Genomic DNA, 24,396 nt, shown 5'->3' with positions numbered 1-24,396 from the left:
TCAGGCGCTCCCGTGCGGCGCGGCCGGCGGGGAGGCGGCGGGCGGAGCGGAGGCGGCCGGAGCGACCGCAGCGGCCGTCCCTTCCACCTCCGTCACGGCCGGACGGGTCGCCGCCGATCCTGCGCGTCCACGGTCGACGTCGGGCTCGAGGTAGATCGTGGTGGCGGCGGGGACGGCCTCGCGGATCCGCTTCTCCGCGGCATCGATCCCGGCGGCGACGTGCTCGAGGGTCTCGGCGGCCGGGAAGGCGAGCTTCGCGGCCACGAGGATCTCGTCCGGTCCGAGGTAGAGGGTGCGCATGTGGATGACGCGCTCGACGTCGCGTCCGGCCTCGAGCGCGGCGCGGATCGAGGCGGCGTCGGCGGGAGTCGCCCCCTCGCCGACCAGCAGGCTCTTCGTCTCGACGCCCAGCACGATCGCCACCACGATCAGCAGGGTGCCGATCATGATCGTTCCGATCGCGTCGTAGACCGAGTCGCCGGTGATCACGGTCAGCCCGACCCCGAGCAGCGCGAATGACAGACCGGTGAGCGCGGCGACGTCCTCGAGGAGCACGACCGGCAGCTCCGGCGCCTTCGCCCGGCGGATGAACTGGAACCAGGACTGCGAGCCGCGGACCCGGTTCGACTCCTTCACTCCGGTGCGCAGCGAGTAGCCCTCGAGGCAGATCGAGATCACGAGGACCAGGATCGGCAGCCAGGCGTTCTCGAGCTCGTGCGGCTCGGCGATCTTCTCGATGCCCTCGTAGAGCGAGAAGACGCCGCCGACGGAGAACAGGATGATCGACACCACGAAGGCGTAGACGTAGCGCTCGCGCCCGTAGCCGAACGGGTGCTCCTCGTCGGCGGCCTTCCGCGACTTGCGGCCGCCGAGCAGCAGGAGCAGCTGATTGCCGGAGTCGGCGAGCGAGTGCACGCCCTCGGCGAGCATGGAGGCGGATCCGGAGAAGAACCAGGCGACGAACTTCGTCAGGGCGATGCCGAGGTTGGCCGCGAGCGCCGCGATGATCGCGGTGCCGCCTCCGGATGCGCTCACGTGGTCTCCTCGGGCTCGCCGCTGGATGGTCGGGCCATCCTACGAGGCGCCGGACCGCACCCGGACCCCCTTGCCGCGGGCTCTTCGTAGGATGAGCGGCGTGACCGATGCGCCCGTCCTGCTCCCGTCCATCGCCGTCCTCGGCATCGGCTCGATGGGGGGCGCGATCCTCCAGGGCCTGCTGGCTCCCGGCGTGCGCGTCGAGGGGGGCGTGCGGGTGACCAACCGCGACTCCGCGAAGGCCGCCGCGTGGGACGGCCACCCGGTGGTCACCGCCTTCGCCACCGCGGACGACCCGGAGGCCAACCGGCGCGCGGTCGAGGGCGCGGCGATCGTGCTCGTGGCCGTCAAGCCGCACATGGTGCCGGACCTGCTCGACGAGATCGCCGACGCGCTCGCCCCGGGCGCGGTCGTCGTCTCCGTCGCCGCCGGCGTGACCGCGGCCACGTTCGAGCGGCACCTGCCCGCGTCCGTCGCCGTGCTCCGCTCGATGCCGAACACTCCCGCGGTCGTGGGCCGCGCCGTCACCGGCCTCAGCGCGGGCACGCGGTCCGGCGACGAGGACCTGGCGCTCGTGCGCCGCCTGTTCGAGACGGTCGGCGAGGTGGTCGAGGTGCCGGAGTCGCAGCTCGACGCGCTCTCGACGATCTCCGGCTCGGGGCCCGCCTACGTGTTCCTGCTGATCGAGGAGCTCGTCGCGGCCGCTGTCGCGAAGGGCTTCACTCCGGAGCAGGCGTCGACGATGGTGGTCGGCACGTTCCGCGGCGCGGCCGAGCTGCTCGCGGACTCCGGCGAGGAGCCCGCGGAGCTGCGCCGGCGGGTCACGAGCCCGAAGGGCACCACCGAGCGGGCCGTCGCGGTCCTGCAGGAGGCCGACCTCGCCGCCCTCTTCACGCGGGCGACCGACGCCGCGCTGGCCCGCGCCCGCGAGCTCGCCGCCTCCTGACTCCGCCCTCCTCTCCGCGAGACGCCGCTCGGGTACGCGACACGCCGGAGCGGGCGTACCGGAGCGGCATCCCGCAGAGGAGGAGGCGGGAGGGGGCGCGGGTCAGGAGCCGAGGGCCGCGAAGCGCTCGATGTCGCTGGGGGTGCCGCTGACCACGATGAGGTCGTGGTTCGAGACGACGGTCTGCTCGGTCGCGTAGGTGAAGGGCTTGCCCGGGCTCTTGACGCCGACGACGGTCACGCGGTGCTTGCGGCGCACGCCCGACTCCGTGAGCGTCAGCCCCCGGATCGGCTTGGGCGGGTACATCTTCGCGAGCACGAAGTCGTCGTCGAACTCGATGAAGTCGAGCATGCGGCCCGAGACCAGGTGCGCGACGCGCTCGCCCGCCTCCGCCTCGGGGTAGATCACGTGGTTCGCGCCGATCCGCTCGAGGATCTTGCCGTGCGAGCGCGAGATCGCCTTCGCCCAGATCTGCGGGATCTTGAGGTCGACGAGGTTCGCGGTGATCAGCACGGACGCCTCGATGGAGGAGCCGACCGCGACGACGGCGACCTGGAAGTCCTGCGCGCCGATCTGCGCGAGGGCGTCGAGCGAGCGGGCGTCGGCCTGCACCGCGTGGGTGACCCGCTCCGACCACTTCTGCACGAGACCGGCGTCGGCGTCGATGGCGAGGACCTCGCGGTCGAGGCGGTCGAGCTGGCCGGCCGTGGCGGCTCCGAAGCGCCCGAGGCCGATCACCAGCACCGGGGCGTCGTACCTGATGCGGTCAACCAACGATGGGCCTCTCTTCCGGTCGTCTGAACAACTGCCTCCGCTGGCTCGCGGCGAGCGCGGCGGCGAGAGTCACGGTACCAACGCGGCCCATGAACATCGTCAGCGCGAGGATGTAGACCCCGGACGGCGGCAGCTCCGCGGTGAGCCCCGTCGAGAGCCCGGAGGTCGCGAAGGCCGAGATCACGTCGAAGAGCACGTGGTCGAGCGAGGCCTTGGTGATGTGCAGGATCAGGACGGACGACACGGCGACCGTCGTCGCGCCCCACAGCACGACCGAGACGGCCAGGCGCAGGACGTCGTTCGGGATCCGGCGGCCGAAGGCCTCCATGTCGTTGTTGCCGCGGGCCTCGGCGAAGGCGGCCAGGAACAGGATCGCGAGGGTCGTGACCTTGATCCCGCCGGCCGTGGAGGCCGATCCTCCGCCGATGAACATCAGCATGTCCGTCACGAGCAGGCTCGAGCCGTTGAGGTCGGGGACCGAGATCGTCGAGAAGCCGCCCGACCGCGTCATCGTCGAGAGGAAGAAGGACTGGAAGACGGTGTCTCCCGCATCGAGGCTGCCGAAGGTCCTCGGATTGTCGAACTCGAGCACGATGTAGAGGACGGCCCCGGCGACGAGCAGGATCACGGAGGTGACCAGCGTCAGCTTCACGTGCACCGACCACTTGCGCGGGCGCCGCCAGCCGCGGGAGAAGGCGTAGATGACGGGGAAGCCGATCGAGCCGAGGAAGACGCCGAGCATCAGGATGCCGAGGAACCAGTAGTCGTCCTCGAACGGGGTGAGTCCCGCGGCGTTCGGGGCGAAGCCGGTGTTCGTGAACGCCATCGCGGAGTAGTAGAAGGAGTGCCAGACGGCCTCGCCGATCGGGATCCCGTCGATCAGCATCCGCGGGAACAGCAGGAGCGCGACGATGATCTCGATCGCGGCGGCGCTGATCGCGACGGTGGCGAGCAGCCCGCCGATCTCGCCCAGGCGCACGGCCTGGCCCTCGGCGACGGGGCCGGAGTGGATCCGCAGAGGATTCGAGTCGCTGGCGACCATGAGCTTCGCCCGGAGCCCGAGGCGGCGCGAGATCGCCAGGCCCATGATCGAGGCGAGCGTCAGCACTCCCAGAGCGCCGATGTTCACGCCGACGAAGATGATCGAGTGGCCGAACGCCGACCAGTGCGTCGCCATGTCGACCGTCGCGAGGCCGGTCACGCAGATCACCGACATCGCGGTGAAGAAGGCGTCGTGCAGCGGAGTGACGGTGCCCGTGGTGCTCGACACCGGCAGCGAGAACAGCAGGGTGAAGACGAGCACGAGCGCCGAGAAGATGAGGATCGCGAAGCGGGACGGCGAGCGTCCGGCGAAGTCGTCGATGAGGTCGCGGGCCCGCTCGAACCCCGACCAGGGGGAGACGGGCGAGACGCCCACGGGGCTGCGGAACTGCTGCCGAACCACCACGGCGGATCCTCCACTCGATCGCGGCCATGCTACCCGCTCGGTGCCGGGCCCCCGGGGCGCTGACTAGCCTGGGCGCATGGCTGACATCTTCGGGGTGATCGCGGACGGGACCCGCCGGGACATCCTCGCCCTGCTGCTCGAGCAGCGGCGGGACGGCTCGGCTGAGGGCATGAGCGTGTCGCGGATCGTGGCCCGCCTCGAGCTGAGCCAGCCGACCGTCTCGAAGCACCTCAAGGTGCTGCGCGAGACCGGCCTCGTCACGGTGCGCGAGAGCGGACAGCACCGCTTCTACGCGCTCGAGTACGCGCCGCTGGCGGAGGTCGAGGACTGGCTGCTGCCCTTCCTCGCCGAGGACGAGGCGGCCGGCGCCCTGCTCGACGCTCCGACCGCGGCCCGGGCGGAGTCGCTGGGTCGGGCGCTCGCCGAGCGCACCCACCAGGTCAGCACCGTGGTGCAGGACATCCAGCGGGGCGTCAGCGAGGGAGCGACGAAGGTGGCGGAGGCGCTGCGCATCCGCAAGTGAGGGGCGCCGAGGAGCCGGAAACGGTGGAGCCCCGGGTCGTGTAAGCTCGCGGGAGCCAGTTTTTCGTAAGCGGCCGCCCGTCGGGCGGTCGACCCCCTGAACGTTGTGAGGTCTTCGTGGGTTCTGTCATCAAGAAGCGTCGCAAGCGTATGGCGAAGAAGAAGCACCGCAAGCTGCTTCGCAAGACTCGCCACCAGCGTCGCAACAAGAAGTAGGCTCGCGCCTCTTCCCACTCGAGCGTCCGCCCTTCCGGGGTCGGGCGCTCGTCTGCGTTCACGGATCATCCCGGCGGCGCTCGCCGTCTCGGCGCCCGTCGCCGGGGCCGCCGTACACTGACCGCATGGTGGACGTGGAGCTGACGCTCGTGGGCAAGCCGGGCTGTCATCTCTGCGACGACGCGCGGACCGTGGTCGAGCAGGTGGTCGCCGACCTGGGCGCCGAGGCGTCGGTCGCCGTCTCGGAGGTGTCGATCCTCGACGATCCCGAGCTGCACGAGCGCTTCGTCGAGGAGATCCCGGTGGTGCTGATCGACGGGCGCGTGCACACCTTCTGGCGAGTCGATCCCGTGCGGCTCCGGCGGGCACTCCTCCATCGCGGGTGAGCCTCGATCGGGCCGTCCGGACGGAAGCACGACCGCGACGTCCCTCTGACGGGGGACAGGACGGCTCGCGATAGCTCGCCTCTCGCCCTTACCCTCGTGAGGGGGGAGTGCGCTCCTCCGTGCGCGGACGCAGATCGTCGCCCGTGGAGGAAGGAACCGCCATGCCGTCATCCCGCCGACTCGCCCTGCCCGCCGCCGCTCTCGCGGCGCTCGTGCTCGGCCTGGCCCTCCCCGGAGCGGCCGTCGCGGCCCCCTCCGCCTCGACGGTCTCGACCACGGTCGAGCAGCCGGCCGCGACGACCATACCCGGCGTGCCGGAGGATCCCGAGCAGCCGGGCGACGGCGGCTCCGACCCCGTTCCCGGCGTCCCCGAGGAGCCGTCCGTTCCCGGAGTGCCCGAGGAGCCGGCAGAACCCGAGCAGCCCGCGCCCGTCGACCCCGCGCCCGTCGACCCCGCGCCCGTCGACCCCGCGCCCGTGGACCCCGCGCCGGTCGATCCGGCACCGGTCGACCCCGCGCCCCAGCAGCCGAGCCAGCCCTCCACCGGCGGCGGATCCACCGGCGGCGGATCCACTGGCGGCGGCGGCCAGCAGGGCGGCTCCGGCGGCGGCCAGCCCTCCACCGGCGGAGCGACGTCCGGCGGCACCTCCGGCGGCGGCACCACCTCCGGCACCACCACGTCCGGCACCGCCGGCTCCTCCGGTGCGGGCGCCGTCACTCCGGCGGCGTCGGCCCCCGGACGCACCGAGCTCGGCACCTCGACCGAGGGCGCGAAGCCGGCGGCCGGTGCCGCGACCGCGGACGTCTTCCTCACCCGCGAGCTCGCCGTGCAGCCGGAGGCGCTCACCGTCGAGCTCGCCCGCTTCTACGGCGTCGGCTTCTCGTACACCGGCTTCGCCAGCGGCGAGGCCGTCTCCGCGGTCCTCCGCGACCCGAACGGCACCAAGACCCCGCTGACCCTCGAGGCGGGGAGCGGCACCGCGACCGTGCCGACCGCGCTGATCACCAAGTCGGGCGCCTTCACGGTCGACCTCACGGGCGACCAGGGCTCCGCCGCCAAGGTCGTCTTCCGGCTCGCGCCCTCCACCGGCAACGGCCTCCTGCTCGAGCCGCGCGAGCTCGGCGACGGCAGCACCGAGGCGCCCCGCGGCGCCGTCTGGGGCTTCGACGCCGACGAGGAGGTCGCCGTGGGCGCCTTCGAGACCTCCGGGTCCCGCGCCGACCTGGCCGCCGGCGACGTCGCCGTGCAGTCCGACTCCATCGGCTGGGCCGAGCTGGCGCTGGGCGACGCGGTCATCGCCGACCCCGACCCCTCCGTCTACTGCGTCGTCGCCTTCGGCCGCGAGTCGCACCGCACGGCAGCCGTGACCGTCTCCTACCGTGACAGCGACACCACGGCCGCACCGTGGGAGGCGCAGCAGGTCTGCGGCACCGCGATCAGCGCCGCGCGCACCGCATTCATCAGCACGGCCGCCTCGGCGGGACCGGCCGGCATCACGCCGACCACCGCGCTGATGATCGGCGGAGGTGCGGTCGCCGCGTCGCTCGTCGCCTGCGCGGCCGTCCTGGTCGTGATGCGCCGCCGGCGCATGAACACGGACCTCTTCATCGGCGGACCGCTGCCGCGCACGCAGAGCGACTGACGCGTCCCGAGGACGAGGGAAGGCCCGCGGGACGCGATCCCGCGGGCCTTCCCTCGTCCTCTTCCGGCGCTCAGCCGGCCGCGGTGAAGCGGAGGAGGATCGTCCGTGCCTCCGGCCGCAGCTGGAAGTCGGGCCACACGTCCGGACCGCACGCACGGGAGCCCAGGCCGTGCTGGGCGGCGTCGATCACGAGGACCGCGCGCTCCGACGCCGGCAGCTCGTGCGGGTGCGCGGCGGCCGTGATCTCCTGCGGCGTGTGCCGCGCCAGGGTGAAGCCGGGAAGGCGCCCGTGCAGGTCGCGCGCGGCTTCGATGCGGAGCCGGGGCGAGCCCGCCTCCGTCAGCGTCAGCTCGCGCACGCTGCTGCGGTGACCGCTCTCCTGCGGGCGGGCGTACGGAGTCGTCAGCCGGTCCATCTCCGCCGTGAAGCGCCCCACCCGCGCGGCCCGGAGGCTGTCGGGGTAGGACTCGAGTGGGCCGGTGCCGAACCACTCCGCGCCGTCGATCGACGCGGGCAGGTCGATCCGGATGCCCAGCCGCGGCCAGACCGAGTCCCAGCCCCGGGTCGGCACGAGGTCGACGCGGAGGACCGTGCTCTCCCCGTCGACGCTCCAGCGCTCCTCCATCAGGAGTCCCGCATCGAGGTCCGCGGCCGAGAAGCGGGTCACGCGGCGGAGCCCGGCGGAGGCGTCGACCTCCTGCACGCGGCCGACCAGGCGGTCGAGTCCGGCCTCGCGCCAGCGGGCGGCGGAGGAGGGGGCCGGCGTCCCGCGGCCGTCGCCGTCGTACGGGTCGCCGGTGACGTAGCCGGGGAAGCCCGCGCCCTCGTCGTTGTCGGTCGGGGCGCGCCAGAGCTCGGCGCGCGGTCCGTCGACGGGCAGGCCGGCGAGGAAGGCGAGCCGGCCGTCGCGGAACCGCGCGACTCCGAGCGCGCCGCCCTCGAGGGGCGGAGCCGAGCGGACGGCGCGGGTCCACGCGGGCACCGCCGACGGCGCGGCGAGGAGGTGCTGACCGGTGGAGAGCACGTGGCCCTCCTCCGCCCAGGCGGTCGGGGCGTCGAGGACCGCGTCGACGGTGAGCCAGGTCTCGCCGCCGGGACGCACCTCGAGCGGGGGGAGCTCGACGTGCACGGCGTCGCCGGCCGCGATGACCGGGGCGTCGAGCACTCCCTCCGCGGTGACCCGCCCGTCCCGCTCGACCCGCCACGCGAAGCGCAGATCGGCGGTGGAGGCGTCGTGTCGGCGGTTCTCGATGACGACGCCGTCGCCGCGGACCGTGAGGCGCACCGGAGCGACGATCTGCTTCCACTCGAACAGGCCCGGGCTGGGCGTGCCGTCGGAGAGCACCATGCCGTCCATCACGAAGTTGCCGTCGTGCACCACCTCGCCGAAGTCGCCGCCGTACGCGTAGTACTCGACGCCCTCCGGCGTGCGCGCCCGCAGGCCGTGGTCGCGCCACTCCCAGACGAAGCCGCCGTGCAGCCGCGGGAAGCGGTCGACGAGGTCCTCGTACTGGTCGATCGCTCCCGGGCCGTTGCCCATCGCGTGCACGTACTCGCAGAGCAGGAAGGGCTTGGATCGCTGCCGAGCGGACTCGCCGGGGGAGCAGCCGAGCAGCGGAGTGAGTGAGCCGTCGGTGCCGATCCGCTCGGTCTCGGGGATCGAGGAGTACATCCGCGAGTACACGTCGGTGCACGCGCCGGTGTAGTCGCCCTCGTAGTGGACGGGGCGCTCGGGGTCGCGGCCGTGCACCCAGGCGGACATCGCGGCGAGGTTCGCGCCGGTGCCCGCCTCGTTGCCGAGGGACCAGAGCACGATGCTCGGGTGGTTCTTGTCGCGCTCGACGGTCCGCTCGATGCGGTCGAGGTAGGCCTCGCGCCAGGCGGGGTCGTCGCTGGGGTTGCCCGCCCAGCCGACCCGCTCGAAGCCGTGGGTCTCGAGATCGCACTCGAGGACCACCCAGAAGCCGAGCTCGTCGGCGAGGTCGAGCAGACGGGGATGCGGCGGGTAGTGGCTGGTGCGGATGGCGTTCACGTTGAAGCGCTTCATCATCGCGAGGTCCTCGCGGGCGGAGTCCTCGTCGAACGCTCGACCGCGGTCGGGGTGCGTCTCGTGGCGGTTGACTCCGTGGAAGACGACGCGCTCGCCGTTGACCAGGAAGCGGTCGCCGCGGATCTCGACCGTGCGGAAGCCGAGCCGCAGCGAGACCGTCTCGCCGGCTGAGGCGAGCGTCGCGTCGTAGAGGCGCGGAGCCTCCGCCGACCACGGCTCGACCTCGGGGACCTCGATCGCGGCGATCTCCTCCGCCGAGGCCCAGACCGTCTCGATCCCGAGCCCGGGCACGCGCAGCGTCAGCGGGAACGCGTCGGCCGCGGCGGTCACCTCCGCCTCGATCCGGCCCGCGCCGCCGGCGAAGGAGGAGCGCAGCCACACGTCCTCGATCCCGCCGACGGGGCGCGCGAGCAGGTGCACCGAGCGGAAGATCCCCGGCAGCCACCACTGGTCCTGGTCCTCCACGTAGCTCGAGGCCGACCACTGGTGCACGCGGACCACGACGAGGTTCTCGCCCGGGCGGACGACGCCGGTGACGTCGAACTCCTGCGCGAGCCGGCTGCCGGAGCCGATGCCGATCTCGACGCCGTTGACCCAGACGCGGTACCGCGACTCGACCCCGTCGAAGCGCAGGACGACCGCCTCGGCGGAGTCCCACTCCTCCGGGACCACGACGGTGCGGCGGTAGTCGCCCGTCGGGTTCGCGTCCGGAACGAACGGCGGCTCGGTCGGGAACGGGAACTGCACGTTCGTGTAGGCCGGCAATCCGTAGCGCCCGTCGCCCTGCAGCACCCAGTGCGAGGGCACCGGCATCAGGTCCCAGCCGGAGTCGTCGAACGACTCGTCCCCGACGGCGTCCACGCCCTCGCCCTCCGGCAGCACGCCGGCGCCGCCCGGGGTCCCCGGAGCGGCGGGGAGCAGGCGGAAGCGCCACTCCCCGTCCAGCGGGAGCGCCGGGGCGTCGGTGTGCAGCCACGAGCGGGGGGCCCGGCGGCGGCCGGAGCCCGGTCCGGTGTCCGTCAGGTAGTGGGAGGTCGTCGGGGGAGTCGTCACTTCACGGAGCCTTCCGTCAGGCCGCCGCGCCAGAAGCGCTGCAGCACGATCATGGCGATGGCGAGCGGGATGATCGACAGCAGGACGCCGCCGGTCGTCAGCTCGTAGAACTCGGGCAGGCGGTCGACCTGTCCGAGCCAGTTGTTCAGTCCCAGTGTGATCGGGAACAGGTTCGTGTCCGAGAGCATCACCAGGGGCAGGAAGTAGTTGTTCCAGATCCCGACCAGCTGGAAGAGGAACACGGTGACCAGCGCGGGAGTCAGGATGCGCAGCCCGAGCGTGTGGAAGATCCGCAGCTCCCCGGCGCCGTCGATGCGCGCCGCCTCGATGATCGCGGTGTCCACGGTCGCCTGAGCGTAGATCCGGCAGAGGAACAGCCCGAACGGCGAGACGAGCGAGGGGATCAGCACGCTCCAGTAGGTGTTCGCGATGCCCATCTGGCTGAAGAGCAGGAACAGCGGCAGAGCGGTCGCGGTGCCCGGCACCAGGACGCCCGCGAGGATCGTCCCGAACACGAGCCTGCTGCCGCGGAACTCGTACTTGGCCAGCGCGTAGCCGCCCGCCGCGGCGAGGTAGGTCGCGAGCAGGGCGCCCACTCCGGCGTAGAGGACGGAGTTGAGGAACCAGCGGACGAAGATGCCGTCGCCGTAGGTCAGCACTTGCGTCAGGTTGTCCCAGAGCGCGAACGTCGGGGCGAACCAGAAGCCGTAGGTGGCGAAGAGGTCCTCGGTCGTCTTGGTCGCCGCGACGACGACCCAGTAGACGGGGATGAGGAAGTAGACCGCCACGACGACGAGGATCGCGGTGACGATGATGGTCGAGGCGCGGTTGCGGCCGGCCGAGCGGTCGGGCCCGCGTCCGGCCTTCACGGGGCGGTCGGCGGTGACGACTCCGGTGGTCGTGGTCGGCGGGGTCTCGGTGCGGCTCATGACGACCTCCTGTTCGAGATCGAGAGGAACGTGAAGGAGAGCAGGAACGCGACCAGCGCGATCAGGACGGCCTGGGCGGCGGCGACGTTGTAGTCGTTGTAGGCGAAGGCCGTGGTGTACGCGCTGAGGTTCGGCGTGTACTGGCTGTCGATCGCCGGAGCGACCGTCTTCAGCACCTGCGCCTCGGCGAACAGCTGGAGCGTTCCGATGATCGAGAAGATCGTCGTCAGCACCAGCGCGGGGCGGATGAGCGGCAGCTGGATGCTGCGGGCGACGCGCCAGGTGGAGGCGCCGTCGACCTTCGCCGCCTCGTAGAGCTCGACCGGGATCGCCTTGAGCTGGGCGACGATGATCAGCATGTTGTAGCCGGTGTAGCTCCAGAGCGAGATGTTCGCGATCGACCAGAGCACCGTGTCCGCACCGAGGAAGTCGGGCTGGAGCCCGACCACGTTCGCCGCGTCGATGAGCGGGCTGAGGCCGGGCACGTAGAGGAACGACCACAGGATCGTCGCGATGACTCCGGGCACTCCGTAAGGGAGGAAGTAGGCCGCCCGGAAGAAGCCGGGGAACTTCGCCGACGCCGACTCGAGCATCAGCGCGAGGACGGTGCAGAGGGCGATCATCACCGGCACCTGGACGATGCCGAAGAGGAACATCCGCCCGATGGAGGCGATGAAGTTGCCGTCGGCGAGGGCCTGCGCGTAGTTGTCGAAGCCCGCGAACCCGCTGGTGACCCCGGCCTCGCCGAAGAGGCCGGAGCGCGTCACCTTCGTGAAGCTGGAGCCGACGGCGACGACGATCGGGACGATGAACGTGAGGACGAACAGGGCCAGGAAGGGTCCGAGGAGGATCCACGGGGCGCGGGCGACCGCGCGGCTGCGCCGGGGCGCGCCCGGCGTCCGCGTGGTGGCCGCGACCGCGGCGGCGGCGGGGGAGGTCGTGGTGGTCATGCGGAGGCCCTCCTGATGCTCAGGCCCTTGTTCTCGAAGACCGTGATGATCTGCTGCTCCGCCTCGGCGACCGCGTCCACGAGCGAGAGCCCGGACGCCTTCTTCCGGAAGCCGTCGCTGAGGATGTTGAAGGACTGCTGCGTGACGGGCCACCAGGACCAGTCGGGGTTCTGCTCCTTCGATGCGGGCACGAGGACGTCCTCGTTGTAGTTCTGCCCGCTGAAGAAGTCGCTCGGACCCTTGCGGGCCGTGCCGATCTCGCCGACCGCGGGAGACCAGCCGATGCCGCTGTTGGCGATCATCGCGTCGATGCCCTCCTGCGTGGTGGTCATCCAGACGGCGAACTCGATCGCCTCCTCCGGGTGCTTGCTGCTCGAGAACACCGCCGCGGTCGATCCGCCGAGGAAGCTCGAGCCGAAGCCGGTGTCGCCCCAGACGGGCATGGGAGCAGCGCGCCACTTGCCCGCGCCTCCGCTGACCCCCTCGATCAGGGCGTCGCCCCAGCTGCCGGTGGCGCAGGAGGCGATGCCGCCCTTCGCCGCGGCCGCGAACCACGCGGGGGAGTAGGCGCCGTAGCCGGTCTGCACCAGGTCCTGGTCGATGGCCGTGTCGAAGAAGGAGGCGACGCGCGTCGTGGCGTCGTCGGTCATGTCGATGACCCAGCCGTCCTCTTCCGGGCGCAGCCACTGCGCACCGGCCTGCGTCGCGAACGCGGCGAAGACCGAGGCGTCGGCGAGGGGGAAGCAGTCGATGTAGGAGCCGGCTCCGCGCAGCTCCGTCGCCACCGCTGCCCAGTCGTCCCAGGTCGTCGGCGGCTCCGCACCCACCTTCCCGAACACCTCGGGCTGGTAGAAGAGCGCCATCGGGCCGCTGTCCTGCGGGATGCCGTAGACGCCGCCGGTGTAGCTGACCTGGCCCCAGAGCGTGGGGTCGTACAGGTCGCGATACTGCTCGACGCCGTACCGGGTGAGGTCGACGAGGCCGTTGACGAGCATGAACTCGGGGACGGAGCGGATCTCGACCTGGCCGAGGTCGGGCCCGCCGCCCGCGGCGAGGGCCGAGTAGAGCTTCTGGTACCCGCCCGCGTTGCCGCCGGGGATCCAGACGGCCTCGACCTGGATCTCGGGGTGCGAGGCGTTCCAGACGTCGCAGACCTTCTGCAGGTCCTTCAGCCAGCCCCAGTACTGCAGGCGGACCGGGCCGGTGGCCGGGGCGATCGTCGGCGCTGTGTTGACCGAGACGGTGCCCGGTGTCGCGCAGGCCGTCAGGCTCCCGAGTGCCGCGGTGCCGAGACCGGCGGCGATGAGCTGTCTCCGGGTGAACGGATGCATCTTCCCTCACTTCGTCGTGGTGGAGAGCCGGGGAGTCTCACCCGGCGATGATCGGGACGCTACCACGAATTCGAGTAGGTACTCGAAATTGGCGGCACTGCTCCTCCGCCGCCGCTACGCTGGCCGTTCGAGGGGCACGGCGAGGCGCCTCCAGTGCGGAGGAGGGGTCGATGGCGGAGGCGACGAGGCGACGCGGCCCGTACGCGAAGTCGGCCGAGCGCCGCCGCGCCATCATCGAGGCCGCGCACCAGGTCTTCGCCGCGCGGGGCTACGCCCGCGGCTCCCTCCAGGAGGTCGCCGACCGCGTCGGGCTCAGCCAGACGAGCCTCCTGCACTACTTCCCGTCGAAGACCGACCTGCTCTTCGCGGTCCTCGAGCACCGCGACCTGATCACGGGCGACGGTTCCTCGCCGCCGGACCCGGAGGAGGGGCTGGTCGCCGGCGTCCTGCGGCAGACCCGCTACAACGAGACGGCGCCCGGAGTGATCGAGCTGTACGCCGTGCTCTGCGGCGAGTCGACGACGCAGGAGCACCCGGGGCGCGACTTCTTCGCCGCGCGGTTCCGCCGGCTCCGCAGCGAGTACGCGGCCGAGCTGCGCGAGCTCCAGGCCGCCGGGCGCCTGCGCGAGGGGTCCGATCCGGAGCGGGTGGCGGCGTCGATCATCGCGCTCTGGGACGGCGTGCAGCTGCAGTGGCTGCTCGAACGCGACGCGGTGGACATGGTGGCGTGCCTGGCCGACTACCTCGACCTCGTGGTGCTGCCGGCTCCCTAGCCGCCGGCGCGAGGGAACCCCGGCCCGTCGAGGGGACCCGCCGTCCGCGGCGGTCTCGATGGTCCGGGGTTCCCGCGACCGTGGTGCGCGCCTAGGGCAGCAGGCGGGTCGGGCCGCGGAACAGGTAGGTGACCTCGCGGAGGTTCGCCTGGTTCAGCATCAGCATGATCACGCGCGAGAGGCCCATGCCGAAGCCGCCGTGCGGCGGGACGCCGTAGCGGAAGAAGTCGAGGTAGAACTCGAGCTCCTCCGGGTCCAGGCCCTTCTCGCGGGCCTGCTCGACGAGGACGTCGACGCGGTGCTCGCGCTGCGCTCCGGTCGAGATCTCGACGCCGTTGTAGATGAGGTCGTAGCTGTTGGTGATCGTCCCGTCGCCCTCGCGGCGCATGTGGTAGAACGGCCGGATGCTCGACGCGTAGTCGGTGAGGAACACGAAGTCGTGCCCGAACTCCTCCTGCACGTAGGCCGCGATGCGGCGCTCGCCCTCGGGGTCCATGTCGTCGTCGGCGCGGGGCACCTCGTAGCCGCGCTCGGCGACGATGCGCTTGGCCTCGGCGAGCGGGATGCGCGGGAACGGCGTGGTCGGGACGGTCAGGTCGATGTCGAAGAGCGCCTTGACCTCGGCGCCGTGCTTCTCGACGACGGCGGTGAGGCCGGCGACCATCAGCTGCTCGTGCAGCTCCATGACGTCCTCGTGCGAGTCGATCCAGGAGACCTCGGCGTCGACGCTCGTGAACTCGGTCGCGTGACGCGAGGTGAAGCTGGGGTCGGCGCGGAAGGCGGGGCCGACCTCGAAGACCTTGCCGAAGCCGGCGGGCTGCGCCATCTGCTTGAAGAACTGGGGGCTCTGCGCCAGGTAGGCCTTCGTCTCGAAGTACTCGACCTCGAAGAGCTCGGCCCGCGACTCCGAGGCGCTCGCCATGAGCTTCGGGGTGTGGATCTCGATGAAGTCGTGCTCGATCCAGTACGTGCGCAGCGCGTGCTCGAACGTGGTCTGCACACGGGCGATGAGGTTCTGCTCGGGACGGCGCAGGTCGAGGAAGCGCCAGTCCATGCGCTTGTCGATGCCGGAGTCGGGCGCGATCGGCGCCTCCGGGATCGACGCGGCGACGACCTCGAGCGTCTCGAGCTTGACCTCGATGCCGCCGAGCTTCACGCGCTCGTCGTGCTTGAGCGCGCCGGTGACGGTGATGAAGGAGCCCTGGGCGAGGCCGGAGATCTCCTCGGTGATCGCGAGGCGCGCAGCCGACGCGTCGTCGCCCTCGACGGCCTCGCGCACGGCCGGGTTCACCAGCTGCACGGCACCCGACTCGTCGCGCAGGACGACGAACTGCACCTTCTTCTGGTCGCGCACGGTCTCGACCCAGCCGGACACGCGGACGGGTCCGTCCTCGAGCGCGGCGAGCTTCTTGACAGTGGTTCGGGGGAGGCGGGTCTCGTCGGTCACGGTAGGGGAGTCTACTCGGGGGCAGTTCGCGCGCCCTCCGAGTTCTCTGCAGCCCTTCGCGTCGATCCCGCTCGCGGAACCAGCGGAGTCTGACTTGAGCGGCCGAGAAACCGCCGAAAAAACATGACAGATGCTCGGATACGATCTAGAGGAATTGTGCATTTCTGAAATTCACTCGCTAATTGGCGAGCAATATACGTATGAAGCTTTTGTGATCCTGCGCGTCATCGTCGGTACACTTGTACCGTGGATCTTCAACGGATTGAGACTCAAGCGCGCGCATTGCTTCACGCGGCTAGTCGATATACACATCCTACCGAGAAACAGGCCTTTGCGGATCTGGCTGCCAATGGTGATGTGTCATGGAGAGAGGATCCCGAGCGGGTACGCCTGAATGCAAGATCAATTGACGTTCTTGAGCGGCTAAGGTTTATTGAACCCGCGATTAATGGATATGGTTCGCAAATTTCGCAGGCAGGTCGCCGAGCGCTTAGTGATCCTGCGCTTCTCACGGAGAAGGCGCAGTGGCTAGACGAATGGATTGAACTCGAAGAGCTTCGCGAGCAACTCGACCTAGAGCGAGCTTCATCGACAAATACCTTAAGCGAGCTGACGATAACGAATTGGAGACAGTTTTCCGCGGTGAGCATCGTCTTTCATTCCTCGCTCACCGTGCTGACTGGGGCGAATGGAGCAGGCAAGACTACGTTGCTCAACATTCTCGGACCACATTTCAACTGGCCAGCGCAGCTGCTGGTCAGTGGAGATGACCGCTCAGGCGCCGAAAAGACAGGTTCAGTCGGAACATTATATTACTCCAACGGGGCGCGAACGGACCTACTGCAGTCTCACGGTTCCGGAACGCGGAATGCTCCACTACAAATGAGTTCCATGCAGACCGTGCCGGGTATCTTCATAAATTCCCATCGGTCGGTCAGCTTTTATCAGCCACTAGAGTCTTTACCGCCACGCTTTTCGGAGTCGGACACCCTCCTGCAACAATTCTCCTCTGAAATTCAGGTGAGATATGCTGGCGGGGCTTCGAATCACTCTCCTCTCTACCGCATGAAGGAGGCATTGGTTGCTGCAGCAATGTACGCCTACGGGAACACTGCTGTGCGCCAAAATGAAGCGGCGCGCGACGTGTGGGAGGGTTACCAGCGAATTCTCCGGACGTTTCTTCCTAAAGCCCTCGAGTTTGATCGCTTACTAGTCGACGATGCGGAAATAATCCTCGTAACAAAAAACGCCGAGTTTCCGCTCGAGGCTGTGTCAGGAGGAATAGGCGCAATGCTAGAGCTCTCTTGGCAGATCTTTCTCCGGCAGAGAAACCAGTTGGCGTTTACGGTTTGCATTGACGAGCCGGAAAATCACCTCCATCCCGAACTTCAGAGGTCGCTTATACCTTCACTCTTGCGGGCCTTTCCTAATGTCAATTTTATCGTTGCTACCCATAGCCCTTTGGTTGTAACTGCAGTTCGCGACGCGAATGTTTACGCATTGAGCAAGGGCGAAGATGGTCGAGTTCGCTCCCGAAGGGTCGAGAATATCAACCCGACAGCTACGCCTGATGAGACGCTTATGTCTGTTCTTGGTCTTGACTCTGCGCTACCAATCTGGGCCGAAACTGAGCTTGAAGGTCTAATGAGTGGTCTCGGGGAAAGTCCGTCGGCAGATGAATTACGCGCCTTCCGCTCGGAGCTGAAGCGGTTGGGTCTTGATCGGCAATTTCCTGCTGCGGTTCGAGCAATCGAGGCGCGGGGCTAAATGCGAAGACTTAGCAAGAACTCGGCACCGGAATGGCTCCAGCTGCATCAGGAAGAAAAGACGCGCGAATATTTAGCAGCGCCGAAAGATCATAAACCCCGGCCGTGGAGTAACACTGAAGTGATAAATGCGCTGAAGATCGAAGCGTCACACAAATGCATTTACTGCGAAAGCATCATCGATGATGTCTCCTATTCTACGGTCGACCATATCAAGCCAAAAAAAGTGTTTCCAGATATGGTTCTCGATTGGAAAAATCTGGGAATTGCATGTTCGCGATGCAACACAAATAAGTCTGATTATTGGACGAATGATGAGGGCCTGAGACTGCTCAACCCATTTGAGGACGACATTGAGGAGCATCTACAGTTCCTTGGCCCTTTAACCGTCGCCCTTCTGTCGAGTTCTCGTGGTAAGAATACACTTCGGCAACTTAAATTTGTCGAACGGGAAGATTTGCTTATTTCAAGAATGCGCAGGATAGAGGACCTGGACCGGATATTACGAATCTGGGCAGACACGGACAATCCTGAGTACAGAGCAGTATACGCCGAGGATGTGCGGGACTGCATAGGCGAATCCCGAGAATTTGCAGGAGTCCTTCGTTCGTATGCAGCGTCTCTAGGATTTGAAGTTTAAGACCGACGGCGCCGACTCGGCTGGCCAAGGAGTACTGGTTTCGGGAATTTACTTACAAATTTTTGTGAGGTCATGCTGACTGACGGGTTTGCCAAGTCTGGTAGTTACTTGAACGCCTTGCTGGCAGTGCCGGAAATGCCACGCGCAGGATCGACGAGGGCTACTCGCGCGGCATGCTGTGACGCACGCCGATGCGATTAAGCCCGGATCTGCTGGCCTTCGTCCATGGCTGACGCTGAGGGCCCGCGAGGGAGGCGGGGTTGAGCGCCGGACTCGCGAGCGCCGACTCGCCGGTCCTGCGGTCTGGCGTGCGTGGAGGGAGGCCATGATCGCCTCTTGCGCGTCGGACGCATGCGGTCGCGAGCACGCGAGGGGCGTTACGGGCGCACCGAGGGAGGGGAACAGCGGATGCGGCACGTCACGCGTCTCGCCGGGTGGGTGCGGCGGATGCTGGTGCCGAGCGGGGACCTGCGCGAGCGGCGCATGTTCGGCGGGATAGCGTTCCTCCCCGAGCGCCGGCCCTTCGTCTGTGTCTCATGCCGAGAGGCGGCCTGGTGGCGCGGGTGCCGCTCGAGAGGGACGGGGACTTCGCGTCGCTCGTCGGCGCTCGCTGCCGAGCGATGGGGCGGTGCCGGCCGAGGGGCTCAGGCTGGATCGACGTCGACGCCGACGCCGTGGAGCGCGACGGCGATCTGTAGCGCTGAAGTGACGTCGCGCTTGACTTCCATACCTGCGGAGGGTTCGGAGGATAGGCGGAGCCAAGCCGCGGTGTCGCGCAGCCAGCCCCACTAGCGTCGCAGCATGAGCACCGCACTGATCACCGGCGCGTCCTCCGGCATCGGCCTCGCCTTCGCCCGGGCGTTCGCGCGCCGCGGCTGGAGCCTCGTCCTCGTCGCCCGCAGCGAGCAGCGCCTCCAGGAGGCGGCGGCCGGACTGCGCGGCCTCGGCGCCGCGGCGGTCGAGGTCCTGCCCGCGGACCTCGGCGACCGCGAGCAGGTCGAGCGCGTGCGCGCGCGGCTCGTCGATCCGGCCCGTCCGGTCCGCGTCCTCGTCAACAACGCCGGCTTCGGGATCGACGGGACCTTCGCCGAGCCGGACGTCGCCGCCCAGGACCGCGCCTTCGAGGTGATGGTGCGCTCGGTCGCCGTGCTCTCGGGCGCGGCGGCGGAGGCGATGACCACCCGCGGCCGCGGCGCGATCCTCACGGTCTCGAGCGTCGCGGGCTTCGTGCACCTCGGCCCCTACTCCGCGGTGAAGGCGTGGGCGACCGCCTTCGCGCAGTCGCTGGCCGTCGAGCTGCGCGGCACCGGCGTCCGCTCGGCCGCGCTCTGCCCGGGCTGGGTGCGCACCGAGTTCCACGAGCGGGCGGCGATGGACACCTCCTCCATCCCCTCCTTCCTCTGGCTCGATGCGGACGCGGTGGTGGAGGAGTTCCTCCGCGACGTCGCGCGCGGCTCCGTCGTCTCGGTGCCGTCGGTGCGCTTCGGGGTCCCGATGGCCGTGGTGCGGCACCTGCCCGGACCGCTCGTGCGGCGGCTGTCGGCGGCGGTCTCGGCGCGCCGCTGAGGCTCCGCTCAGGTCCGGCTCAGGCGACCCTTTCCCGGCGTTCCCCCACGCCGCGTTCCGTACACTTGACGCTCGTGGTTGCCGATCAGATCCATCTCGTGCGGCACGGCGAGGTGTTCAACCCCGACCGGGTCCTCTACGGACGACTCCCGAACTTCCGGCTCTCGGATCTGGGCCACCGGATGGCCCGCTCCGCCGCCGACGACCTGCTCGAGCGCCGGCGCCACGTCACGGCGCTGATCGCGTCGCCGCTCCAGCGCACGCAGGAGTCCGCGCAGCCCATCTCGCAGGCGTTCGAGCTCGAGATCCGCACCGATGAGCGGGTGATCGAGCCGAGCAACCGCTTCGAGGGGAAGTCCCTCGCCGCGCGCAACTCCGCCCTGCGGAACCCCAAGCACTGGCCCTGGCTCCGCAATCCCTTCGAGCCCAGCTGGGGCGAGCCGTACCTCTCCATCTCGGCGCGGATGTACGCGGCGATCGAGTCGGCGTGGGAGAGCACGGAGGAGGGCGACGCCGCGATCGTCAGCCACCAGCTCCCCATCTGGACGGTCCACCGCGCCCTCGCCGGCGAGCGCCTCTTCCACGATCCGCGCAAGCGCCGCTGCGCGCTCTCGAGCATCACGACCCTCGAGCGGCGCGGGGACGGCTTCGTCGAGGTCGGCTACTCCGACCCGGCCGCCGGCCTGCAGGGCCTGGCCACCGACGTGGGAGCGGTCTGATGCGCCGGACGGGGCGGCTCCGCGCAGCGGGCGTCCTCGCGCTGGCCGCCGCGCTCGCGCTGACGGGCTGCTCCGAGGATCCGCTCGCCGACCAGTACCGCAACGGCAGCAACAAGGGCTACATCTCGGGGGACGGCACCGTCACCGAGATCGCCGCCGCCGACCGGGACGACCCCATCGTCTTCTCCGGCACCGATGAGACCGGCGCCACCATCGACTCCGCCGACCTCGCCGGGCAGGTCGTCGTCGTCAACTTCTGGTACGCCAGCTGCGCCCCGTGCCGCGCCGAGGCCGCGGACCTCGAGACGGTGAACACGGAGTTCGCCGACAAGGGCGTGTCGTTCGTCGGCGTCAACGTGCGCGACCAGGCCCCCACCGCAGCCGCCTTCGCCGAGACCTTCGGGCTCGGCTACCCCTCCATCGTCGACACCGACTCGTCGGTGCAGCTCGCCTTCACCGGCACCGTCCCGCCGAACGCCGTACCCACGACGCTCGTCCTCGACAGGGAGGGGCGCGTCGCGTCGCGCATCCTCGGCCAGCTCCAGGAGGCGTCGATCCTCTCGACCCTCGTGGGCGACACGCTCGCCGAGGGGGAGTAGCGGCGTGGGCGACATCGTCGTCAGCGGTCAGCTCCTGCTGGCCGTGCCGATCGCGCTCCTGGCCGGGCTCGTGTCCTTCGCGTCGCCCTGCGTGCTCCCGCTGGTGCCCGGCTACCTCGCCTACGTCGGCGGATTCACCGACGCCGACGAGCGGGCGGCCCGCGGACGCCGCCGGGTCGTGCTGGGCGTCCTCCTCTTCGTGCTCGGATTCTCGCTGGTGTTCGTCCTCTACGGTGCGGCGGCGGGCACGGTCGGCTTCTGGCTGCGCCAGTACACCGACCTGATCACCCGCGTCCTCGGGCTCGTCGTGATCGCGATGGGGCTCGTCTTCATCGGCCAGTTCTCGTTCCTCCAGCGCACGCTCCGGCCCGGGATCCGTCCCGCCACCGGGCTGATCGGAGCGCCGCTGCTCGGCATCGTCTTCGGCGTCGGCTGGACGCCCTGCCTCGGCCCGACGCTGAGCTCGATCCTCGCCCTCAGCTACGGCGTGGGCTCGCCCTGGCGCGGCGCCCTCCTCGCCCTGGTCTACTGCCTAGGACTCGGCATCCCCTTCCTCCTCGTCGCCTTCGGCTTCAGCTGGGTGACCAGCACGCTCGCCTTCGTGAAGCGCCACATCCGCGTGGTCAACATCCTCGGCGGCGCCGCCCTCGTCCTGATCGGAGTCCTGATGGTCACGGGCATCTGGAACACCGTCGTCTACGGATCCCTCTCGGCGGTGATCGATGGCTTCCAGCCGGCGATCTGAGCCCGAGGAGAGCACGCGCCGCCCCGACGAGGCCGCGCAGCGGAGGACGGACGCCTCCTTCCGCCCCGCCGACCACTACGACTCCGACGGCACCGTCACGCAGCCGGCGCTCGGGTTCACCGGCTGGCTCCGCTGGATGTGGCGCCAGCTCACCAGCATGCGCACGGCGCTGTTCCTGCTGCTGCTGCTGGCGATCGCGGCGGTCCCCGGATCGCTCGTGCCGCAGCGCTCCTCCGACCCCAACGGCGTGACCCAGTACTTCGTCGACAACCCCGACCTCGCGCCCCTTCTCGACAGGGTGCAGGCGTTCGACACCTACACCTCCGCCTGGTTCTCGAGCATCTACCTGCTGCTGTTCATCTCCCTGATCGGCTGCATCGTCCCGCGCACGCGCCACCACTTCCAGGCCATGCGGTCGCGGCCGCCGCGCACCCCGGCACGCCTGCAGCGCCTCGCCGGCTACACCGTCCGCGAGGTCGAGGGCGCGACGGAGGAGGAGGCCGTCGCCTCCGCCCACTCCGTCCTGCGCCGGGCGGGCTACCGCGTCGAGCGCTACGACGACCCGCGCGGCCGCTGGTCGAGCGTCTCGGCCGAGCGCGGCTACCTCCGCGAGACCGGCAACCTGGTCTTCCACTCCGCCCTGGTCGGCATCCTCGTCGCCGTCGGAGTGGGCGGCGGATTCGGCTACAGCGGGCAGCGCGTGCTGGTCGAGGGCTCCCAGGGGTTCGCGAACAACCTCGCGGCCTACGACTCCTTCAACCCCGGCCGCTTCTTCGACAGCAGCCAGCTCGACCCGTACCAGCTGACCCTCGACAGCCTCGACGTGAAGTACGAGGAGCAGAACCAGTCGGCGCTCGGCCAGCCCGTCGACTTCACCGCGAACGTCACGACCTCCGAGCGCGGCGGGGGCACCGAGGACCGCACGATCAAGGTCAACGACCCGCTCGCGATCGGCGGCACGAACGTCTACCTCCTCGGCAACGGCTACGCCCCGACGATCACGGTCCGCGACCCCTCGGGCCGGGCGATCTTCACCGACTCGGTGCCGTTCCTCCCGCAGGACGCGAATCTGACCTCCGTCGGCGTCGTGAAGGTGCCGGACGGGCTCTCCGAGCAGCTGGGCCTCACCGGCTTCTTCTACCCGACGCAGGACACGCTGGCCTCCGGGGCGTCGACCTCGATCTTCCCCGACCTGCAGTACCCCGTGCTCTCGCTGAACGTCTTCGCGGGCGACCTCGGCCTCGACGGGGGAGTGCCCACGTCCGTCTACGTGCTCAACACCGACTCGCTGACCCGGCTCACCGGCGGCACCACCGGCGTCGCGCCGATCACCCTCAAGCCCGGCGACACGGCCGAGCTCCCGAACGGGCTCGGCAGCGTGACCTTCGACAACACGGGCGCCGACCCCACGCGGATCGGCACCGACAGCGTCAAGCGCTTCGCCTCGTTCGACATCCACCACGACGCGACCCAGGGCTGGGTGCTGCTCTTCGCGATCCTCGTGCTCGCCGGACTCCTCACCTCGCTGTTCGTCCCGCGGCGTCGCGTGTGGGTGAAGGCGACCGCCCAGGACGACGGCGGCCTCCTCCTCGAGTACGCGGGACTCGCCCGCGGCGAGGACCCCCAGCTGGTGCGCGCCGTGCGGACGATCGCCGACCGGCACGCCCCGCTCGACTGACCCGGCTCCCGGACGCGCCGGAGACCCCTCCAGAGGCGCCGCCCGGCTGGGCAGGGGCCGAGTCTGTGCAAGCGCGAAGGGGCGGGCGGGGCGGCGAGCGATTACCCTGAGGAGGTGATCGCGACCCTCTCGCAGTACTCGGTGCTGTGCCTCTCCTCCGCCATGGGCATCTACGCCATGGCGTTCGTCTTCTTCGCGATCGACCTCGCCCGCCGCGCCTCCCTGGCCGACGGCGAGTCGATCGAGGTCGTGCAGGAGGCGGAGCGCGTCGCCTCCGCGGCCGCCGCCGACCGCGCGGCCAGCGGCAAGGCCACCGTCGCCGCCGCAGGCTCCGGACGCACCGCGACTCTCTCCCGCATCGGCAGCCGCGTCGAGGACGAGGTCTACCGCGCCCCCGCCCGCTCGAAGACCATGCGCATCGGGTTCTCGCTCACGCTCCTCGGCTTCGTGCTCCACCTCGCCGCGACCGTCCTCCGCGGCGTCGCCGCCGGCCGCGTCCCCTGGGCGAACATGTACGAGTTCTCGATGACCGGGACGCTCATCATCATCGGCGTCTTCCTCGCCGTCCAGCTGCGCTGGGACCTCCGCTTCCTCGGAGCGTTCATCACCGGCCTCGTCCTGGTGCTCCTCGGCATCGCGACCGTCAACTACTACGTCGCCGTCGTCCCGCTCCCGCCGGCACTCCAGTCCTACTGGCTGGTCATCCACGTGCTCGTCGCGATCCTCGGCACCGCGTTCTTCGCCCTCGGCTTCGCGCTCTCGGTCACCCAGCTCCTCCAGGCCCGCCGCGAATCCTCCGGCGACAGCCCCCGCTCGGTCCTCCGCTTCCTGCGCACCCTGCCCAGCTCCCTCACCCTCGAGAACCTCGCCTACCGCGTCACGATCCTCGGCTTCATCCTCTGGACCTTCACGCTCATCGCCGGCGCCGTCTGGGCCGAGAAGGCCTGGGGCCGCTACTGGGGCTGGGACACCAAGGAGGTCTGGACCTTCATCATCTGGACCATCTACGCCGGCTACATCCACGCCCGCGCCACCCGCGGCTGGCGCGGCACCCCCTCCGCCTGGCTCGCCATCGTCGGCTTCGCCGCCGTCATGTTCAACTTCGGCGTCGTCAACGTGTTCTTCAAGGGACTCCACGCCTACTCCGGCCTCGACACCGGCATGTGATCGGCGGGGCCTGG

The 24,396-nt window shown here is 69.7% G+C and carries 22 protein-coding genes; 14 read left to right on the top strand and 8 right to left on the bottom strand.

Annotation, left to right across the window (positions count from 1 at the left end):
• On the bottom strand, positions 1–1,035 hold the full coding sequence (locus C5C49_RS10220; RefSeq protein WP_104346101.1) for a cation diffusion facilitator family transporter: 1,035 nt from the start codon (positions 1,033–1,035) through the stop codon (positions 1–3).
• Positions 1,036–1,189: 154 nt separating this feature from the next.
• On the opposite strand from C5C49_RS10220, the gene proC reads away from it, so the two are divergent.
• Entirely contained in the window at positions 1,190–1,981 is a 792-nt protein-coding gene (gene proC / locus C5C49_RS10215) for a pyrroline-5-carboxylate reductase (RefSeq protein ID WP_374953849.1), read from the top strand.
• A gap of 102 nt (positions 1,982–2,083) precedes the next feature.
• On the opposite strand, the gene C5C49_RS10210 is transcribed toward proC, so the two are convergent.
• Entirely contained in the window at positions 2,084–2,755 is a 672-nt protein-coding gene (locus tag C5C49_RS10210) for a TrkA family potassium uptake protein (protein WP_068255410.1), read from the bottom strand.
• On the bottom strand, positions 2,748–4,118 hold the full coding sequence (locus C5C49_RS10205; RefSeq protein ID WP_244229642.1) for a TrkH family potassium uptake protein: 1,371 nt from the start codon (positions 4,116–4,118) through the stop codon (positions 2,748–2,750). Before C5C49_RS10205 ends, C5C49_RS10210 begins: the two co-directional genes overlap by 8 nt.
• A 160-nt stretch (positions 4,119–4,278) precedes the next feature.
• On the opposite strand from C5C49_RS10205, the gene C5C49_RS10200 reads away from it, so the two are divergent.
• The 4 genes from C5C49_RS10200 to C5C49_RS10185 all read left to right on the top strand — a co-directional run bounded on the left by C5C49_RS10200 (position 4,279) and on the right by C5C49_RS10185 (position 6,969).
• The gene (locus tag C5C49_RS10200) at positions 4,279–4,725 is read left to right on the top strand and encodes a helix-turn-helix transcriptional regulator (RefSeq protein WP_104224854.1); all 447 of its coding nucleotides are present in this window, start codon (positions 4,279–4,281) and stop codon (positions 4,723–4,725) included.
• A 116-nt stretch (positions 4,726–4,841) separates the two neighbouring features.
• Positions 4,842–4,940, top strand: coding sequence for a 30S ribosomal protein bS22 (locus C5C49_RS10195; RefSeq protein ID WP_003792170.1), 99 nt, complete (start codon positions 4,842–4,844; stop codon positions 4,938–4,940).
• A gap of 125 nt (positions 4,941–5,065) precedes the next feature.
• Positions 5,066–5,326, top strand: a complete 261-nt coding sequence (locus C5C49_RS10190; protein WP_104346099.1) for a glutaredoxin family protein — start codon at positions 5,066–5,068, stop codon at positions 5,324–5,326.
• Between the two features lie 161 nt (positions 5,327–5,487).
• On the top strand, positions 5,488–6,969 hold the full coding sequence (locus C5C49_RS10185) for a hypothetical protein (RefSeq protein WP_104346098.1): 1,482 nt from the start codon (positions 5,488–5,490) through the stop codon (positions 6,967–6,969).
• Positions 6,970–7,039: 70 nt separating this feature from the next.
• Here the strand turns inward: C5C49_RS10185 and C5C49_RS10180 are convergent, their stop codons facing one another.
• The 4 genes from C5C49_RS10180 to C5C49_RS10165 are packed head-to-tail and all read right to left on the bottom strand — an operon-like array spanning position 7,040 to position 13,282.
• Positions 7,040–10,072 (bottom strand): glycoside hydrolase family 2 TIM barrel-domain containing protein, encoded by a 3,033-nt coding sequence (locus C5C49_RS10180; protein ID WP_219814588.1) that lies wholly within the window; start codon positions 10,070–10,072, stop codon positions 7,040–7,042.
• Complete coding sequence (locus C5C49_RS10175; RefSeq protein ID WP_104225919.1) at positions 10,069–11,001, bottom strand: carbohydrate ABC transporter permease; 933 nt, start codon at positions 10,999–11,001, stop codon at positions 10,069–10,071. The genes C5C49_RS10180 and C5C49_RS10175 overlap by 4 nt, the downstream gene beginning before the upstream one ends.
• Positions 10,998–11,951, bottom strand: a complete 954-nt coding sequence (locus tag C5C49_RS10170; RefSeq protein ID WP_104225918.1) for a carbohydrate ABC transporter permease — start codon at positions 11,949–11,951, stop codon at positions 10,998–11,000. The genes C5C49_RS10175 and C5C49_RS10170 overlap by 4 nt, the downstream gene beginning before the upstream one ends.
• Positions 11,948–13,282, bottom strand: a complete 1,335-nt coding sequence (locus C5C49_RS10165; RefSeq protein WP_104224859.1) for an ABC transporter substrate-binding protein — start codon at positions 13,280–13,282, stop codon at positions 11,948–11,950. Before C5C49_RS10165 ends, C5C49_RS10170 begins: the two co-directional genes overlap by 4 nt.
• 170 nt (positions 13,283–13,452) lie before the next feature.
• On the opposite strand from C5C49_RS10165, the gene C5C49_RS10160 reads away from it, so the two are divergent.
• Positions 13,453–14,055, top strand: a complete 603-nt coding sequence (locus C5C49_RS10160) for a TetR/AcrR family transcriptional regulator (RefSeq protein WP_104280984.1) — start codon at positions 13,453–13,455, stop codon at positions 14,053–14,055.
• A gap of 91 nt (positions 14,056–14,146) precedes the next feature.
• On the opposite strand, the gene aspS is transcribed toward C5C49_RS10160, so the two are convergent.
• Positions 14,147–15,502: an aspartate--tRNA(Asn) ligase gene (aspS, locus tag C5C49_RS10155; RefSeq protein ID WP_244229585.1), complete on the bottom strand. Its 1,356-nt coding sequence runs from the start codon at positions 15,500–15,502 to the stop codon at positions 14,147–14,149.
• Between the two features lie 246 nt (positions 15,503–15,748).
• On the opposite strand from aspS, the gene C5C49_RS10150 reads away from it, so the two are divergent.
• From C5C49_RS10150 to ccsB, 8 genes are all read left to right on the top strand, one after another.
• Positions 15,749–17,269, top strand: a complete 1,521-nt coding sequence (locus C5C49_RS10150) for an AAA family ATPase (protein WP_104346095.1) — start codon at positions 15,749–15,751, stop codon at positions 17,267–17,269.
• Positions 17,270–17,908: an HNH endonuclease gene (locus tag C5C49_RS10145; RefSeq protein ID WP_104346094.1), complete on the top strand. Its 639-nt coding sequence runs from the start codon at positions 17,270–17,272 to the stop codon at positions 17,906–17,908.
• An 801-nt stretch (positions 17,909–18,709) separates the two neighbouring features.
• A complete protein-coding gene (locus C5C49_RS10140) occupies positions 18,710–19,474 on the top strand; it encodes an SDR family oxidoreductase (protein WP_104262951.1) in 765 nt (254 codons plus the stop codon).
• A gap of 74 nt (positions 19,475–19,548) precedes the next feature.
• On the top strand, positions 19,549–20,193 hold the full coding sequence (locus C5C49_RS10135; protein ID WP_104346093.1) for a histidine phosphatase family protein: 645 nt from the start codon (positions 19,549–19,551) through the stop codon (positions 20,191–20,193).
• A complete protein-coding gene (locus tag C5C49_RS10130) occupies positions 20,193–20,792 on the top strand; it encodes a TlpA disulfide reductase family protein (protein ID WP_104249773.1) in 600 nt (199 codons plus the stop codon). Before C5C49_RS10135 ends, C5C49_RS10130 begins: the two co-directional genes overlap by 1 nt.
• Before the next feature lie 4 nt (positions 20,793–20,796).
• Positions 20,797–21,537 (top strand): cytochrome c biogenesis CcdA family protein, encoded by a 741-nt coding sequence (locus tag C5C49_RS10125; protein WP_258068433.1) that lies wholly within the window; start codon positions 20,797–20,799, stop codon positions 21,535–21,537.
• Positions 21,515–23,215, top strand: coding sequence for a cytochrome c biogenesis protein ResB (locus C5C49_RS10120; RefSeq protein ID WP_104225914.1), 1,701 nt, complete (start codon positions 21,515–21,517; stop codon positions 23,213–23,215). Before C5C49_RS10125 ends, C5C49_RS10120 begins: the two co-directional genes overlap by 23 nt.
• Positions 23,216–23,377: 162 nt before the next feature.
• Positions 23,378–24,382, top strand: coding sequence for a c-type cytochrome biogenesis protein CcsB (ccsB, locus tag C5C49_RS10115; RefSeq protein ID WP_104249832.1), 1,005 nt, complete (start codon positions 23,378–23,380; stop codon positions 24,380–24,382).
• Positions 24,383–24,396: the final 14 nt, after the last annotated feature.

This window comes from Rathayibacter sp. AY1E2, assembly GCF_002932325.1.
Lineage (GTDB): Bacteria > Actinomycetota > Actinomycetes > Actinomycetales > Microbacteriaceae > Rathayibacter.
Note: the sequence above shows the minus strand (reverse complement) of the source record. Positions and strands in the feature narration are given on the sequence as shown.

Bases quoted from the DNA above. Each gene is read 5' to 3' on its own strand.
- C5C49_RS10165 (WP_104224859.1), bottom strand. From the start codon at position 13,282: ATGCATCCGTTCACCCGGAGACAGCTCATCGCCGCCGGTCTCGGCACC.
- proC (WP_374953849.1), top strand. From the start codon at position 1,190: ATGGGGGGCGCGATCCTCCAGGGCCTGCTGGCTCCCGGCGTGCGCGTC.
- ccsB (WP_104249832.1), top strand. From the start codon at position 23,378: ATGGGCATCTACGCCATGGCGTTCGTCTTCTTCGCGATCGACCTCGCC.
- C5C49_RS10160 (WP_104280984.1), top strand. From the start codon at position 13,453: ATGGCGGAGGCGACGAGGCGACGCGGCCCGTACGCGAAGTCGGCCGAG.
- C5C49_RS10145 (WP_104346094.1), top strand. From the start codon at position 17,270: ATGCGAAGACTTAGCAAGAACTCGGCACCGGAATGGCTCCAGCTGCAT.
- C5C49_RS10130 (WP_104249773.1), top strand. From the start codon at position 20,193: ATGCGCCGGACGGGGCGGCTCCGCGCAGCGGGCGTCCTCGCGCTGGCC.
- C5C49_RS10170 (WP_104225918.1), bottom strand. From the start codon at position 11,951: ATGACCACCACGACCTCCCCCGCCGCCGCCGCGGTCGCGGCCACCACG.
- C5C49_RS10200 (WP_104224854.1), top strand. From the start codon at position 4,279: ATGGCTGACATCTTCGGGGTGATCGCGGACGGGACCCGCCGGGACATC.
- C5C49_RS10175 (WP_104225919.1), bottom strand. From the start codon at position 11,001: ATGAGCCGCACCGAGACCCCGCCGACCACGACCACCGGAGTCGTCACC.
- C5C49_RS10185 (WP_104346098.1), top strand. From the start codon at position 5,488: ATGCCGTCATCCCGCCGACTCGCCCTGCCCGCCGCCGCTCTCGCGGCG.
- C5C49_RS10120 (WP_104225914.1), top strand. From the start codon at position 21,515: ATGGCTTCCAGCCGGCGATCTGAGCCCGAGGAGAGCACGCGCCGCCCC.
- C5C49_RS10190 (WP_104346099.1), top strand. From the start codon at position 5,066: ATGGTGGACGTGGAGCTGACGCTCGTGGGCAAGCCGGGCTGTCATCTC.
- C5C49_RS10140 (WP_104262951.1), top strand. From the start codon at position 18,710: ATGAGCACCGCACTGATCACCGGCGCGTCCTCCGGCATCGGCCTCGCC.